The organism is Aquamicrobium ahrensii (assembly GCF_040545755.1).
Taxonomy (GTDB): Bacteria; Pseudomonadota; Alphaproteobacteria; order Rhizobiales; family Rhizobiaceae; genus Mesorhizobium; species Mesorhizobium ahrensii.
This window is the reverse complement of record NZ_JBEPMN010000017.1, coordinates 17,349-31,973: the sequence shown is the minus strand read 5'-3', so window position 1 is coordinate 31,973 and position 14,625 is coordinate 17,349. Positions and strand designations below refer to the sequence as shown.

General features: G+C 59.6%; 15 protein-coding genes and 1 pseudogene. 1 reads left to right on the top strand and 15 read right to left on the bottom strand.

Annotated elements, in window-relative coordinates; translation table 11 throughout:
- Positions 1-39 precede the first annotated feature (39 nt).
- A pseudogene (locus ABID44_RS16455) lies at positions 40-224 on the bottom strand (DDE-type integrase/transposase/recombinase); the annotation flags it as partial.
- A 78-nt stretch (positions 225-302) separates the two neighbouring features.
- Between ABID44_RS16455 and ABID44_RS16450 the strand changes: the two are divergent.
- Positions 303-1,238: a LysR family transcriptional regulator gene (locus ABID44_RS16450; protein WP_354152795.1), complete on the top strand. Its 936-nt coding sequence runs from the start codon at positions 303-305 to the stop codon at positions 1,236-1,238.
- A 61-nt stretch (positions 1,239-1,299) separates the two neighbouring features.
- On the opposite strand, the gene ABID44_RS16445 is transcribed toward ABID44_RS16450, so the two are convergent.
- The 14 genes from ABID44_RS16445 to ABID44_RS16380 form a co-directional block, all read right to left on the bottom strand.
- Positions 1,300-2,646 carry an MmgE/PrpD family protein gene (locus ABID44_RS16445; protein ID WP_354152794.1) on the bottom strand — a complete coding sequence of 449 codons (1,347 nt, stop codon included), beginning with the start codon at positions 2,644-2,646 and terminating at the stop codon, positions 1,300-1,302.
- Positions 2,647-2,689: 43 nt separating this feature from the next.
- Positions 2,690-4,087 (bottom strand): MmgE/PrpD family protein, encoded by a 1,398-nt coding sequence (locus ABID44_RS16440; RefSeq protein WP_354152793.1) that lies wholly within the window; start codon positions 4,085-4,087, stop codon positions 2,690-2,692.
- 28 nt (positions 4,088-4,115) lie between these two features.
- Positions 4,116-5,165, bottom strand: a complete 1,050-nt coding sequence (locus ABID44_RS16435; protein WP_354152792.1) for an AbrB family transcriptional regulator — start codon at positions 5,163-5,165, stop codon at positions 4,116-4,118.
- Positions 5,166-5,254: 89 nt separating this feature from the next.
- Complete coding sequence (locus ABID44_RS16430; protein ID WP_354152791.1) at positions 5,255-6,013, bottom strand: SDR family NAD(P)-dependent oxidoreductase; 759 nt, start codon at positions 6,011-6,013, stop codon at positions 5,255-5,257.
- A gap of 170 nt (positions 6,014-6,183) precedes the next feature.
- Entirely contained in the window at positions 6,184-6,378 is a 195-nt protein-coding gene (locus ABID44_RS16425; protein WP_354152790.1) for a hypothetical protein, read from the bottom strand.
- 15 nt (positions 6,379-6,393) lie between these two features.
- Complete coding sequence (locus ABID44_RS16420; RefSeq protein WP_354152789.1) at positions 6,394-7,839, bottom strand: amidase; 1,446 nt, start codon at positions 7,837-7,839, stop codon at positions 6,394-6,396.
- Positions 7,840-7,874: 35 nt separating this feature from the next.
- Complete coding sequence (locus tag ABID44_RS16415) at positions 7,875-8,822, bottom strand: Bug family tripartite tricarboxylate transporter substrate binding protein (RefSeq protein WP_354152788.1); 948 nt, start codon at positions 8,820-8,822, stop codon at positions 7,875-7,877.
- Between the two features lie 103 nt (positions 8,823-8,925).
- On the bottom strand, positions 8,926-10,425 hold the full coding sequence (locus tag ABID44_RS16410; protein ID WP_354152787.1) for a tripartite tricarboxylate transporter permease: 1,500 nt from the start codon (positions 10,423-10,425) through the stop codon (positions 8,926-8,928).
- A gap of 15 nt (positions 10,426-10,440) precedes the next feature.
- Positions 10,441-10,911, bottom strand: coding sequence for a tripartite tricarboxylate transporter TctB family protein (locus ABID44_RS16405; protein WP_354152786.1), 471 nt, complete (start codon positions 10,909-10,911; stop codon positions 10,441-10,443).
- A gap of 241 nt (positions 10,912-11,152) precedes the next feature.
- Complete coding sequence (locus tag ABID44_RS16400; RefSeq protein ID WP_354152785.1) at positions 11,153-11,323, bottom strand: hypothetical protein; 171 nt, start codon at positions 11,321-11,323, stop codon at positions 11,153-11,155.
- Between the two features lie 121 nt (positions 11,324-11,444).
- The gene (locus tag ABID44_RS16395; protein ID WP_354152784.1) at positions 11,445-11,606 is read right to left on the bottom strand and encodes a hypothetical protein; all 162 of its coding nucleotides are present in this window, start codon (positions 11,604-11,606) and stop codon (positions 11,445-11,447) included.
- 129 nt (positions 11,607-11,735) lie between these two features.
- Positions 11,736-12,740, bottom strand: a complete 1,005-nt coding sequence (locus ABID44_RS16390) for an ABC transporter ATP-binding protein (RefSeq protein ID WP_354152783.1) — start codon at positions 12,738-12,740, stop codon at positions 11,736-11,738.
- Positions 12,741-12,754: 14 nt separating this feature from the next.
- The gene (locus tag ABID44_RS16385) at positions 12,755-13,729 is read right to left on the bottom strand and encodes an ABC transporter ATP-binding protein (RefSeq protein ID WP_354152782.1); all 975 of its coding nucleotides are present in this window, start codon (positions 13,727-13,729) and stop codon (positions 12,755-12,757) included.
- A gap of 3 nt (positions 13,730-13,732) precedes the next feature.
- A complete protein-coding gene (locus ABID44_RS16380; RefSeq protein ID WP_354152781.1) occupies positions 13,733-14,617 on the bottom strand; it encodes an ABC transporter permease in 885 nt (294 codons plus the stop codon).
- Between the last annotated feature and the right edge of the window lie 8 nt (positions 14,618-14,625).

The following is a 14,625-nucleotide window of genomic DNA, read 5'->3' as shown; positions in this document are numbered from 1 at the left end:
CTGCTGGTGGTCACGAGACGAATCTTGTGCGCAAGGGCGGGCGGAGAGGCTCTCGAGTTGCTCGGCGATCGCCGGATGTAGTTCGTAGGCGACCTCGCCTGTCGCTTGCGCATCATATGCACCATCTTAGTGCCGGAGAGGATGATCCCGGCGCTTGCCATCGACTTGAAACCGAACATCGGTTGTGTCCGGCGCTTGATGCGTCTGTGGTCCTGTTCAATCCAAATTGAAACGACGTTGCCCGCTCGCAGGTTGCGTCGAGGCGTTCCGCCAACAAATGTCTTGGTAAAGCGCCGCAGAGTTTGGCATGGTTGGTCTCGTCACCGACAGGGAAGAACACACGGGAAGACACGATGAAGTTTGAGCTCGGGGACATCAGAGCCTTCGTGAGCGTCGCCCGTCTCGGCAGCTTCACCTCAGCCGCGGCGGAAATGAACTTGTCGCAATCCGCACTGTCCCGAAGGATCGAGAAAATTGAAAGCGCGCTCGGAACGCAACTTTTTCTGCGGACGACACGAAAGGTGAGCCTCACCGCCTTCGGGGTGGAGTTCAACCGACGGTCTATCGACATACTTCACAAGTTCGAAGAAGCGATGTTCGGAATGAACGAGGCGACACGCAGGCTGGGCGGTGAGGTTACGCTTTCCTGCATGCCCTCTGCCGTCCGGTTCTTCCTGCCGCCGGTTCTCAAGTCCTACCGGTCGCAATATCCCGGCGCCACAGTCAATGTGAGAGAACAGGGCGCGACGGAGGCGAGCATCGCGGTAAAGCGCGGGGAAGTCGATTTCGCCTTCAATCAGCTGGAGAACCCGGATCCGGCGCTGGCGTTTACCGAAATCCTGCAGGAGCGCCTTGTCCTGGCCTGTTATAAGTCCCATCCGTTGGCGCGCAGCCCCCGGGTGCGGTGGGCCGATCTCGGCGGACAGGATTATATGATTGTTTCCAAATCCAGCCAGAACCGCCTTCTTATGGAGCAGAACGTACTGAACGGCCCGCGCGCATATTGCGAGGCGCGGCATGTCTCGACACTGGTCTCACTGGTCGAGGTGGGGGTGGGCGTGGCCGCTGTGCCGAGCATCGCCATGCCGGTTGAAGAACACCCCTTGCTTGTCAGCGTTCCGCTGGTCGACCCCATCGTTTCACGCACCATCGGCCTGATAACGCGGGCCGGCCAAAAAATGTCTCCGACCGCGCAGAGCCTTGTCGACGAGTTTCTCGCGGTCAAAAGACACAGTTAGAGCGGCCGGGGATCTCGGATCCACGGCCGCTCCATTTCAGATTTCAGCGATGCGCCCGTTTTTATGCCGGCGCTGAATGGCCGAGGATGTCTCCGACGATACCCGCTTCGGCTACCTGCCAGGCGGCATTCAAAAGCGCTCCCGCCTTTTCCTCGCCGATCACCAGGGACGACTGGCGCATGAACTTGGCGTCGAGTTCGGAATTGGAGAGCGGTCGCTTCACACTGCCGATGGCATGTTCGATCCGCTTCTCGACCACGCGGCCATCGCGAAGCCGCAGAGAAATCACGACCTGATCCTCCCCGATACCTTCACCCGGTTCTGCGGATACCCGGTCCCGCAGGGCAATGACTTCGGCATCAGTGGCAAGCGAGTCGGTGAACGCCTCAGGCGAACCATCTCCCTTCAACAGCGCGACCGACGCGGCGTGATAGACGCTGAACTTGCTCTCCAGGCCGGTTTTGGGCGTCTTTTTCCCGGTCAGTTCCAGAACCAGGGGATGCGTCCTCAATGCGACGGATTCGATCTCGTCGCCGGACACCCCAAGTTCGTTCCGAAGCTGGATGCAGCCATCGATCGTGGGATGAATGACGATGCCGCAGGCGAACGGCTTGTAGCTGTTCAGGGCAGCCTCCCAGCGCCGGCCGAGGTCGCCCAGGATTTCATTGTAGTCCTGCTTGTTCGAGTAGATGTTGGCGAATCCGCGCAACGCCTCGATGCCTCGCTCCGAACTGTCGAAACCGGACTCCGCAAGATACGCCGCCATCGCACCGTTCTGGGCCGCCCGGCCCGGATGGAAGCTCTTCGTCATCGTACCAAACATCTCGCGTATGCCGGCCGATTGAGTCGCCGCCAGACCGAGCGCCCATGCGGTTCTTTGTTGGTCCAACCCGAGCAGACGTGCGGTCGCGGCGGCGGCGCCGAATACGCCGGCCGTACCGGTGATATGCCATCCCCGATCGTAGTGATCCGGATAGATCGAGTTGCCGATCCGGCATTCGACTTCGATGCCGACGATCATCGCGTCGAGGACGCGGGCGCCTGAAATCGACCGCTGTTCCGCAACAGCAAGCGCCGCGGATGCGACAGGGCCCGCCGGATGAATGATCGTCTTCAGGTGCGTGTCGTCATAATCGAGAACATGTGAGCTGATGCCGTTCAGCAAAGCCGCATGCAAAACGTCAAGACGTTCGGGTCGGCCGATCACGGTTGCCTGTTGCGGGCCGCAAAACTGGGTAACAGCGGCCATGGCGCGATCAACGGTCTCGTGATTGGCGCCGCCTACGGCGCAGCCCAGCCAATTGACAAACGTTCTGACGCCTTCACGGCGAACGTCATCTGGAATGTCTTGTGGTCGCAGTTGAACAACCCACTGAGCAAGCTCAAGCGTAACGTCGGGAACGATCATGATTACCTCGTGTTGGTGGTGCCGTGGAAGTTGATCTCGCCAATCAATCGAATTCAGGTCTCAAACCCCGGAGCCCTTCAGCGCCCTCGGGACCGAACAGGCCTTTCAGGGCTGAGAGGAGCTGTTTCGCGCTGTCGCGCTTCATCCCGCCAAAGGCGCAGTTCGCGTAGTATTTGAGAGTGATTTCTTCATCGGAGAGCGGCTCGCGAACGCCGCCGCGAAGATGGGACTGACGCTCGCTCAGGACCCGGCCGTCAGCAAGATGAATTTGGACATGACCGGTATAGTTCTTCGGATATTCGTCCAGTGGATCAATCTCGTAGCCAATCAGCCCGGTGAGCGCGAGGAGCCTGGGGTCCGCAATCCGCTCCGAAGTGAACTGACGCAGGCCGGCGGCTCTGTCGATCAGACCTACGGCGACGCCGTAGGGCACGCTGAATTTGGCCGAATATGGCGTGCTCGGCCTGCGCTTTTCGGAAAGCGGCTCCCAAAGGCGATGAACGGTCCCCTCGCCGACCATGCACCGGATAGCGGTGATCTCGTCGCTTTCGTGCAACCGGGTGGAAAGGCGCACGGCACAATCAATAAAGGGCTGGACCATCGTTCCACAGGCATATGGCTTGAAGGCGATTCTGGCGCTCAGCCAATCGTCGCCCGGAAGGCGCGTCAGGAAGGAGTAGTCTCTCGCAATGGATGGATCCGAGAATGCGAAGAAAAAGCCATGCTGCCCCTCGAAAACGGTGCGCGGTCCCTTGAAACCGTTGCGCGCCAGCAGGGCGGCGCGTATTCCGCTTTGAGCCGCCCAACCGGGATGCAGTCGCTTGGTCCAGGTTCCCTCGGCGAGATACTCGATGATCCCCGAAGAAAGACTGCCCGCGATCCCGAGAGCATTCACCGTCTCGGACGGGTTCATCCTCAATGCGACGGCGACACCCGCTGCCGACGCCATCGTTCCCGCCACCGCCGTAGGATGAAAACCCGCCCGGTGCTGCGCCGTGGGCGCCACCACCGCCAGACGGCACATCAATTCGATCCCGGCGATGATTCCCCTGAATATATCCTCACCCGAAAGCTTGTAGCGCTGGGCCACAGCCAGCACCGCCGGGATAACCACCGCGCCGGTATGCATCGGTGATCCCTCGAAGGTGTCGTCGTAATCCTCACCATGCGCCGCCGTGCCGTTGATCAGCGCCGCGCCGGCGGCGTCGAATCCCCGATCATGCCCAAAGGCCATGCATTCACCGGAGCCGTCCCAGTCCGCGATTATCGCCCTGACATAAGGCTCCGCGCGCGCCGAAATGGCCAGGCCCACATGATCCACGAGCGAACGGGTGACTGCATCCCTGACTTCCAGCGGTATGGTCGCTGCGTTGATCGAACAGGCCCAGCGGGCGAAAATTTCGGCGATCGCCTCGCCCGGTGCCACCGATATCCGTTCCATAACTATCCTTTCAATATTTCCCCGGTCATCATCGTGCGCGGTTCCAACCGAACATCCGCTCAACGGCGCTGAAGAAGCCGATGCGTTGGAACAGACGGTAGAACTGGAGGCTCCAGGCGTTGACCGTGAACGACCGCAAAAGATGGAAGGTTGTGACCAGAGCCACGTTGAGGTGCAGAGCCTGCGCCGTCAGCGCCATCTCGGCCAGTCCTCCCGGCGAAGCCGCCAGCGCCATCGTCGACAAATCTATGCCGGTGAACCAGGCGCATATCCCGGCGTAAACGATCAGAATCGTCGTCACGACAGGAACAAACAGCGTCGATGCGAACGCCACGCGCGGAAGCGCCATCAAGGCGTCTCGCTTGAAGCGAACGCCAATCGAAATGCCGATCATGATCTGGCCGGCAGCAAAAAGAAGATATGGAACCCGACCTTCGACAAGACCCGACGCCGCCAGGATTCCTCCACCAAGCAGCCCCCCTATCATCCAGGAGTTGTTGGCTTTCAGTTTCCGGACCAGAAGCGCAAGCGCGGCCGCGGCGGCAAATACGACCGCCAGCGAAGGCCAGTCGAGAACCGCCCTGTCGCCCGGCCCCGAAAGCCCCCCGTCATGTCCTATCGTGAGCAGCAGCCAGGGCAGGCACATGACGATGATCGCAACACGAATGGTCTGCGACAGCGCCACCGCCTCCGTGTTCGCGCCTTCGCTTTCACCGGTTCTCGCCATCTCCGCCAGACCACCGGGAGTCAGGGAGAAATAGGCCGTCGCCCGATCAAGCCGCGCAATGCGCCCGAACGGCACCGAGAGCAATGCGCAGACCAGAACGGCGACGATCGGCGTCACAAGAATCAGAAGAAACCATTCGGCAATCAACGCCGGGGTTTCCGCGCTTAACGACAGTCCCACTGAAGAGCCGACGATGAGCTGGCCGAGCTTTCTGCCGGAATTGGGCGCAAAAATCTTTTCGCCTGCTATCGATGCGAAGGCGGCGACGAGAAGTGGACCCATGACCCAGGCGAGCGGCATCCCGATGCTTGATGCGCCAACGCCAGCAAGCACCGCCGCTACCAGGATCACCAACGTTTTTCCCTTTTGCAGCCAGCTGTTTCCGACTTTGTTATCCCACAGCGCCATGGCTCCCCTCTTTCTGCCGTCAAGCCTTGCGATCAGGGCAAATAGAGCCCGCCATTGACGTGGATGGTCTGCCCGGTGAGGTAGCGTCCCTGTGGCCCGGCAAGATATGCAACCATCGACGCGACGTCGGAGGGCTCGCCCTCGAACCCAAGGGGAAGCGAGCCTGTGGCGTGATGAACCGGCTCGCTCAGGCCAGCGGCTTTGCGGTCCGTGTTGATGCGACCCGGAACCACGATGTTGACGGTGATGCCGCGGGGCGCAAGCTCCCTGGCCAGCGCCTTGGTCAACCCGATCAGCCCGGCCTTTGCCGTAACCACATGCGCACGTTCGGGAGCGCCGGTGTGAGCGGTCATGCCTCCGATGTTTATGATACGCCCTCCTGACTCCATCACACCGGCGGCTGCCTGCGCCGAGAGGAAACCTGCGTCGAGGATGCTGGCCAGAACCAACCGCCACGCATCGTAGGAGATGGCGGCCAGGCTTTCTTCGCGACGGACAGCGGCGTTGTTCACCAGTATGTCCACTCGGCCGAACGCGGCCAGAGCTGCCGCAACCAGATCTCGTCCCGCGTCCGGGCAGGTCAGATCGCCCAGATGGAGGATCGCGCCCCGCCCCATATGCCTGATTTCCTCGACAACCTTCTCAGCGTCCTCACGGGAGCGATTGGCGTGGACGACCACATCGGCGCCGGCTTTCGCCAGGGCCAGCGCCGTCTCGCGGCCGATGTTCCGGGCGGCGCCGGTCACAATGGCGCACTTGCCCGAAAGGGCCAGATCAGTATCCTCAATCATCTCTCAGCCTCGTTACCTTCCAAGCTTGCGGTTGACCTGCGGCGTCCGCGATCGTCGCGGGACGCTCAAGAGCATTTCCAGCAAAAGTGTGAAACGATTTTGCGCCAAGGAAATGCAGCTAAAGCAATGAGATAGATCGGTTCTGCCGATTCAATGACACCAGAACCGCTCTAGAATTCCTCCCGGGGATAGACCGGCGGGATAGGCTCGGCTGCATTGATGAGAGGTCCCAGCTCGGCTTCGATTTCGGCCATCGCCGACAGCCAGGTCGCCAGACGTATCTCGATGCTTTCGAGATCTTCGTCAGGCAGCCGAAGCCCTTGCAGTTCCGCGAGCGTCCGGATTTGGGTGTATGTCAGTTGCATGAGAGATCCATCCGATCACAGGTGCGCCAGTGTCCGGTTCATGTCCGGGTGCTGGCGATGCCATTGGGTGTGTTGCTGAAACGCGTGGCCGATCTTGAGAACGGTCGGCTCACCGAAAGGGCGGCTCGCGATCTGCAACGACAGCGGCAGTCCCTTCGAGGAGAACCCCGACGGTATCGCCATTGCCGGCACGTTCGAGAGGCTGAACGGATAGTATGCGATGCGGCGTCTGATCAGCTTCGGAAGCACGTCTTCCCGGCTGGATATGCGTTCGCGCGCCGCATCCACGAGTCTCGGCGGGAAGACGTCGGTCGGAGTCAAAAGCGCGTCATATCTGCGCATCGCATCCAGCACCTCCTCACGGACGATGGTGCGGGCTCGCATCGCACGATGATATACAGTTGCCGGGATCAGGCTCGACGCCACCAGCCGGGTGCGCGTACCCTGATCGAAAAGCTCATACCGGTCTTTCAGGAAGTTCGCGAGAAACCATGACGCGACATCCGCATCCGTCGTCAGCATCTGCAGCGCGACCGCATGCCGCGCCAGGGGCAGCGAAATTTCTTCGATCGTCGCGCCGGCATCCCTCAGGACGCTTACGGCATTTTCGAAGGTCTCAAGGACTTCCGCATCGATGTCGCCATAGGCAATCTCCCTGACGACGGCGAGGCGCATTCCCCTCAGGTCGCCATCCAGTCCTTGAGAGTAGCGCGGCACGGGACGAGGACTGGACAGCCGGTCAAGTGGATCATGACCGGCGACCGCTTCGAGAACGAGAGCGAGGTCTTCCACTGATCGCGCCATGGGTCCGAAGGTGTCGCTGGTATAACCGGCCATGACGCCGCCGTGGCGGCTGATACGCCCGAACGTCGGCCTCAATCCTGCGATGCCGTTGCAGGATGAGGGCCCACGTATGGACCCCCCGGTATCCTCCCCGATCGAGAACGAACACTGCCCCGCCGCCGGAGCAATTCCGGAACCGGTCGAGGAGCTCGAGGCGTCATAGTCCGGATGCCAGGGATTGCGCGGAAGGCCATAGGGAAACTCGATTGTGCTGCCCTTGCCCCATTCATGCTGGTTCTGCTTGCCGAGCAGAACGCTGCCCGCATCGGCAAGCTTCCTCACGACCGTCGAATCGTGAGGGGGAACCATCTCATCCTCTCTGAGGACCTTCGTGCCCAGGGTGGTGGGAAATCCCAGCGCGTGCATCTGGTCTTTCACACCATAAGGTATTCCATGCAGAGGTCCGCGATAGCGGCCCGCACAGATGTCCGCCTCAGCTTGCCTCGCCTGCTTCAGCGCCCGCTCGGGATCGACCGATATCCACGCGTTGAGCTTCCTGTCGTATCGGTCAATGCGGTCGAGGCTCGCCTGAACCAGATCGACCGGCGAGATCTTCCGGCTTTCTATCAGCGTCCCCTGCTCCCGGCAGGTCATATGCACAAGTTCATTCAATGACATTCTGAGGTCCTTGGGTAGAAAGGCGAGCGGATCAGCTACTGTTTCTTGGCCAGTCCGAGTTCGGTCATGAGGTCCTTCGCCTGGGCGTAGTCCTCCTTGAGGAATTCGCGTGTGGTGGCCGAATCCATGTAGCGTCCGTCACCGGCGACGGACTCGATCAGGGCTTTCCAGGTCGGGCTTGCATTCGCATCCCGCAGGACCGCCTCCCAACCCTTCACCTGTTCTTCAGTGAGCGACTTCGGACCGATAACTACGGTCCAGTTCGTCATGACGACGTCGAAGCCTTCTTCCTTGCATGTCGGCACATCCGGAACGGCTTGCGCCCTTTGGTCCGACGTGAGGCAGAGAATCCGCATCGCACCAGACTGATGGTGCGGGATCGCATTATTCTGCAACTGTGACATCGCATCGATGTGACCGCCGAGAAGATTGGTCACCGATTCCGCGCCGCCGCTGAAGATAACGATCTTCAGCTGGTTCGGATTGATGCCCCGCTCCTTCGCCAGCAGCGCCACGGCGCCATGATTGACGCCGCCGCGATCGCTTCCCACGGAGATTGCAAGCGACGCGGGGTCCTTGGTCAGCTGCTCAACGAACTCGGTAATGTTCTTGTAGGGGGAGTCGGACCGCACCGCGATGGCGACAGCCTCGTTGCCCATGTAGGAGAGTGGCGTGACGTCGGTCAACGGGTCGAGTTCTGAGCGCCCGCTGATGTGGTTCGACATGATGCCGCCCTGCGCAATACCGATGAAATGCGGATCTTTTTTCTGGCTGACATAACCATAGGCCAGTCCGCCGCCGGCCCCCGTCTTGTTGAGCACGACACTTTCGGTGACACCCGACTCAGACAGCACCTTCTGAAGCGCACGGGCCGATTTGTCGTTTCCGCCGCCCGCCGCGGATCCGACCACGATCTCCACCGTCTTTGAGGGCTTCCAGGCCTCCTGCGCGATGGCCGACGTTCCCAAAGCGAGCGAAGCCATGAAGGCGGCCGTGATCAGAGCCATGGAGGGTACAGGAAGTTTGCTATGCTTTTTCATATCTAACTCCTAGTTTCATCGGTGGTGTTCTGGGTTGAATGGAATGTCAGGTCGCCGGCGCACGCCGACCCCTTATGGATGTCTTGAAGATCGTGAATACGAGGATGGTCACGCACAGTATGGCGAGCGAAATGCTGACCATGCTGTGCAGGAAGATTGAGAGGCTGCCGCCGGATATCGTCATCGCCTGGCGGAATGACTGCTCCATCAGGCTTCCCAACACGACGGCGAGAACCATCGGCGCCAGTGGGATATCCAGTTTGCGGAAAACAAATCCGAGCAGCCCGAAAGCCAGGCAGAGAAACAGTTCGAATTCGAGATTGTTGATAGCGAAGATGCCGATTGTCGCCAGGACCAGGACGATGGGGAAGAGGAGGCCCTTGGGAATGTAAAGCAGGCGTACGAAAATGAAGATGAGAGGCAGGTTAAGAAGAAGAAGCATAACGTTGCCGACATACATGCTGTTCACGAGGCCCCACACGACGTCGGGATGGTTCTGGAAGAGCAGCGGGCCAGGCTGAATGCCGAACATGATGAATGCGCCCAGCAGGACAGCGGTCGAGCCCGAACCCGGAACACCGAGCGTCAGCAGTGGCACCATGGATCCCGTGCTCGCCGCGTTGTTAGCCGTTTCAGGGCCGGCGACGCCTTCGATCGCGCCCTTGCCGAATTCTTCTGGATGCTTGGCGTTGGACTTTTCGACGGAATAGGAGACGATCGAAGCTATCGTGGCGCCGGCGCCCGGCAGCACGCCCACGAGAAAGCCGATCAGGCTGCCACGCGCAACGGGCTTTGCAGAACGCTTCCATTCCTCCCGTGTCAGCATGAGCTTGCCGTCAAGCTTGATGATGTCGCCTGTCGATTGGAATTTCTCTGCGAGCGCGCTGAGCACTTCGCCCACGGCGAATACGCCGACGACGACGATGATGAAATCTATGCCTTCCTGGAGGGCAGGCACCCCGAAGCTGTAGCGTATCTGTCCGCTTTGAAGATCGGTGCCGACAGTCGCAATGGCGAGGCCGATCATCGTCGACAGCATGCCTTTTGCAGGCGAACTCCCGGTCAGGGAGAAAACGCATGTCATCGCGACCAGCATGAGCATAAAGTATTCGGGCGGGCCGAAGCTCAGCGCGGCGGTCGTGAGCGGTACGGCGAATATCGTGAGGGCGATGATCGCCGTCGTCCCGCCGATGAAGGAGCCCCATGCCGATATGGCAAGGGCCGCGCCCGCCCGTCCCTTTCGCGCCATCTGATAGCCGTCGATCGCCGTCATGACGGAAGAAGACTCGCCAGGCGTATTGATAAGGACGGAGGTGATCGCGCCGCCATATTGGGCGCCGTAGTATATTCCCGCCATCATGATCAGGGCGGAAGTCGACGAAAGATCGTAGCAAAAGGGAATAAGCAGGGCCATCGCCGCCGACGGTCCGATTCCCGGCAAGACACCGATCACCGTGCCCATGAAAACACCTATGAAGGTGTACCAGAGATTATGCGGCTGAAGACTGATCGAGAAGCCGTCGATAACTTGAAGAAGTGCGTCCATGTCTCGCGCCTCCCCCTAGAAACCGAGAAGGCCGCCGGGAAGCGGCACCTGCAGAACACGGGTGAAAAGGGCGTACATCCCGATCGAGAACAAGACCGACGTTATTGCGTTTGCCGCAAACCTGTTGCGATTGAAATAGCTGCTGAGACCGAGGAGGAACAGGCTGCTGGAGAGCAGGAACCCCAAGGGAACCAGTGCCATGAAATAGGCGACCATCCAGGCGGATACGGATATCACCGTCATCCACTCCGATTTTGTCCTTCCATCCTGCCTGTTGTCGTTCTGGCCACTTTGCTGGCTGCCCGCAAACACCGTCTCCATGAACAGCCACAGAGACGAGACTGCGAACCCCGCCCCCAGGATAAGCGGGTAAACTCTCGGCCCGACCGGATCTATGTTGTCCAGAACCGGAATGCTGAGTGTTGCATAGACATATAGGCAAGAGAACGCGAGCGCGCTTGCCGCAATACTCCGATCTTGGAGCATTGGCTTCCTCCCAATCTGATGATCCCGTCGCCAGCGCTTCTGCGTCGCTTGATCGCGAATGACTTATGAGTAGTCGCTGGATTGCATTTTTTTAAGCGCAAATAACCCACCAACTGATGCGCAATACGCATAAATCAACACGCAGCAGATCGCGGCGTTGAACGTGCATGGATAGTCAACGCAAGGCATTGGGCGCTCACAGAATGTCATATTCATGCTGCGGGACCGGCTGCATGCCTTATCAGCCGAGCCCGCTCGGAATCGGTAGTGGTTCGGCAAGCGGCATGCGGTTGTCGCCGTAGCTGATCGGGCTACGCACGGAGCGGAGCTCAGCCATTTCATCGGCCTGTGTCTCGATCTCATTGCATTGCCGGATCAGGCTGCGTGCTTCGGCGATGACACTCTGGAACATGCGAATGGCAGGGGCATCGAGCGACGCCAGACCTCATGGAGCCTTCAAGGGTAAAACTCCTTAAGAGACGCTCAAAGAACGGCTATCGTAAACCTGCGGGTATCTCGCAACCTTCATTGCATCATGGGAAACGCACGGCCAGCTTGCGCTTGCGATAAAGTTCGTGATCAACGGCCAGGAAGTGTTTGCGCGTTGACATCAGCCGGATATTGGCATTGAGGCCGCCCGCGGTCATTTCTTCATGCAGCGGATCGCTATTGTAAGTGAGGTCGGCGAGCAGCACCGGCCACCACCAGCGTGGTCGACATGTCCGTTGTCAGGCGCCCATGATGGGCTGACCGGCGGTGTTCAAGTTGCGAGACGGCATGTAGCTTGGGTGGACAACTTTTCGGTCATGCTGATGCTCTGACGCTCATCTCAGATGACACGCCGCAGAGTGATCTGTGTCTACCTTGCGCAACAAGGGAACCTCCACGCGGCAACGCGCAGTTGCAACAGGACACCGCGTGTGGAACCGGCAACCGTTAGGTGGATTGACCGGGCTCGGCACATCACCTTTGAGAATGATGCGTGTTTGTTTTTTACGCCCCGGATCGGTTTGCGGCACTGCTGATAGCAGGGCCTCTGTGTATGGATGCTGAGGGTTTCCGAAAATTTGCGCTGTATTCCCGATCTCTACAATATTCCCCAGATACATAACGGCGATTCGATCCGAGACGCGTTCGACCACGGCTAAATCATGAGAGATGAATATCTGGGAAAGCTGATACTCAGCCTGAATATCATTCAGCAAATTAATGATCTGCGCTTGGACCGAAATATCAAGTGCGGACACGGGTTCGTCGCCGATGATGATGCTGGGACCAGCCGCGAGAGCCCTTGCTATGGCGATACGCTGGCGTTGGCCGCCGGAGAACTGATGTGGATACTGGCTCATTTGTTCAGGCCGCATTCCCACCTGCCTGAACAGCTCGGCAACCCGGTCGGTCCTGGCTGAGCCGCTGAGCTGACTATGCGTTGCAAGCGGTTCAGCCACCAGACGACCAACGGTTATGCGCGGGTTCAAGGACGAATACGGATCCTGGAACACCATCTGCATGTGACGGCGCAAAGGCCGTAACTTTGCTTCCCGCAGCTTGCTGATATCCTGGCCGAACAGCCGGATAGTTCCTTCCGTCGGTTCAAGAAGCCGCAGAATGGTCTTTCCCGCAGTCGACTTGCCGCACCCGCTTTCGCCAACGATCCCCAGCGTCTCGCCCTTGGTCAGGTCCAGGGATATCCCGTCGACAGCACGCACATGGTTCACGACCCGTGACAGAACGCCCTTTCGGATCGGGAAGTATTTCTTGAGATTTTTGACGCTGAGTACGTACGGCGTATTGGAAGCGGCAGTATCCACTGCTGGAATGCTCGGCATAGGTGTTCCCCCACTTATCTTGCAGGATGCCAGCAGGCGACAATATGATTGGTGTCGACCACTTCGAAAGGCGGTGGCTTTTCTGCGCATACCGACGTCGCCTCCCCGCACCGCGGCTGGAAGGGGCATCCCGCCGGAAGCCCGGAGAGTTTGGGAACCACACCCGGAATTTCCCGCAGCCGTTCGGACTTTTCCTGCAATGAACTGCCCAGCTTCGGCAAGGCCCCCAGCAAGCCGCGCGAGTAGGGATGACTCGGCTGGGAGAAGAACCGTTCAACCGACGCTTCTTCCACTTTCCTGCCGGCATACATGACCACCACGCGGTCCGCGTTTTCCGCAACCAGGCCCATGTCATGCGTGATGAGGACAATTGCGGTCCCGAAATCCTGCTGCAGCTTACCCAGCAGGTCGGTGATCTGTGCCTGTACGGTCACATCCAGGGCCGTGGTTGGTTCATCGGCCAAGAGCACGCGTGGGTTGCAAGCCAGCGCGATCGCGATCATCACGCGCTGACGCATACCGCCCGACAGTTGGTGCGGATAATCGGACAAGCGCCGCTGCGCATCGGGGATCTGGACGATTTCCAGGAGTTCCGCAGCGCGCTCCAGCGCTGCTTTTCTTGAGAGGTCTTGGTGCAGCACGAGCACTTCGGCAATCTGCTCTCCGACAGTCATAAGAGGATTCAGGGAACTCATGGGCTCCTGGAAAATCATGGCGATTTCCTTGCCCCGGACTTTTCTCAGATCCCTGTCCGACAGGTCGGCGATATTACGCCCGTCCAGGCGAATCTCCCCTTCGCTGATCCGTGCCATAGGCGGCAGCAATCCCAGCGCAGACAATGCGGACATGCTCTTTCCGCAGCCGGATTCTCCGACGATGCAAAGCGTTTCGCCCTGTTGGACGGAGAATGACAATCCACTGACCACGTCGAATTCGTCGAAAAATCGGACATGGAGATTGCTGAATTCAAGCACAGGCGCCGAGCCCATCGTCTACCTCCTCATCGTCTGGTTGCGCAATCCATCACCAAGAAGGTTCGCACCCAGAACGGCAATGAAGATCGCGATGGATGGGCATATGACAAACCACGGAGCTATATCGAGATACTCGAATCCCACCTGAACCATGGAACCCCATGTGGACGTCGGCGGCTGCGCGCCCAAGCCGATAAAGCTGAGGCTCGACTCAAGAATAATGGCGAAGCCAATTCCCAGGGTCGCCTGGACAATGACCGGTGAAATCACGTTGGGCAGGATATGCCTGACGAGGATGAGGAAAGGGCGGACTCCCACCGAGCGCGCGGCAAGAACATAGTCGTTGTTCTTGATCGACAACACTTGACCGCGCGTGAGGCGCGCGAAAGTGGGGATCGACACAATGGCGATTGCGATCGTCGCGTTGACCAGCCCCGGTCCAAGCACAGCCGAGATTGTCAGGGCAAGCACGAGAGGCGGCAGGGCGATGATGCTGTCGAGGACACGCATCAGCAATTCGTCGACAACGCCGCCGACATAACCCGCGATGAGGCCGATCGGCACTCCCGCGCCGATGCCGATCAAGACCGATGCGAAGGCCACCAGCAAAGACAGTCTCGCACCAAAAAGCAGGCGGCTGAAAATGTCGCGTCCGAGTTCGTCCGTACCGAGCCAGTGGTCAGCGCTTGGTGACGACAAGAGCGCCCGGTAGTCGATGGCGTCCGGATCGTAGGGCGCGAGCACGGGTGCGAGCAGCGCGGCGATTCCCAGGACAAGAAGTATACCTCCGCCGATCCAGGTCGCCGTCCCGATCAGCGCCAGATGATCGCGCACCTGCCTCGTCGCCTTTTTCATGGTTAGGGGATGGCTGCCGTCGAGCGACTGTTCGGTAGCTATGGTCATGAAAGCAC

What these genes read in the sequence shown, in the direction of transcription:
- ABID44_RS16440 (WP_354152793.1), bottom strand. Translation starts at nt 4,087, where the DNA reads ATGGAACGGATATCGGTGGCACCGGGCGAGGCGATCGCCGAAATTTTC.
- ABID44_RS16410 (WP_354152787.1), bottom strand. Translation starts at nt 10,425, where the DNA reads ATGGACGCACTTCTTCAAGTTATCGACGGCTTCTCGATCAGTCTTCAG.
- ABID44_RS16405 (WP_354152786.1), bottom strand. Translation starts at nt 10,911, where the DNA reads ATGCTCCAAGATCGGAGTATTGCGGCAAGCGCGCTCGCGTTCTCTTGC.
- ABID44_RS16445 (WP_354152794.1), bottom strand. Translation starts at nt 2,646, where the DNA reads ATGATCGTTCCCGACGTTACGCTTGAGCTTGCTCAGTGGGTTGTTCAA.
- ABID44_RS16385 (WP_354152782.1), bottom strand. Translation starts at nt 13,729, where the DNA reads ATGGGCTCGGCGCCTGTGCTTGAATTCAGCAATCTCCATGTCCGATTT.
- ABID44_RS16390 (WP_354152783.1), bottom strand. Translation starts at nt 12,740, where the DNA reads ATGCCGAGCATTCCAGCAGTGGATACTGCCGCTTCCAATACGCCGTAC.
- ABID44_RS16425 (WP_354152790.1), bottom strand. Translation starts at nt 6,378, where the DNA reads ATGCAACTGACATACACCCAAATCCGGACGCTCGCGGAACTGCAAGGG.
- ABID44_RS16415 (WP_354152788.1), bottom strand. Translation starts at nt 8,822, where the DNA reads ATGGCTTCGCTCGCTTTGGGAACGTCGGCCATCGCGCAGGAGGCCTGG.
- ABID44_RS16420 (WP_354152789.1), bottom strand. Translation starts at nt 7,839, where the DNA reads ATGTCATTGAATGAACTTGTGCATATGACCTGCCGGGAGCAGGGGACG.
- ABID44_RS16380 (WP_354152781.1), bottom strand. Translation starts at nt 14,617, where the DNA reads ATGACCATAGCTACCGAACAGTCGCTCGACGGCAGCCATCCCCTAACC.
- ABID44_RS16430 (WP_354152791.1), bottom strand. Translation starts at nt 6,013, where the DNA reads ATGATTGAGGATACTGATCTGGCCCTTTCGGGCAAGTGCGCCATTGTG.
- ABID44_RS16400 (WP_354152785.1), bottom strand. Translation starts at nt 11,323, where the DNA reads ATGTTCCAGAGTGTCATCGCCGAAGCACGCAGCCTGATCCGGCAATGC.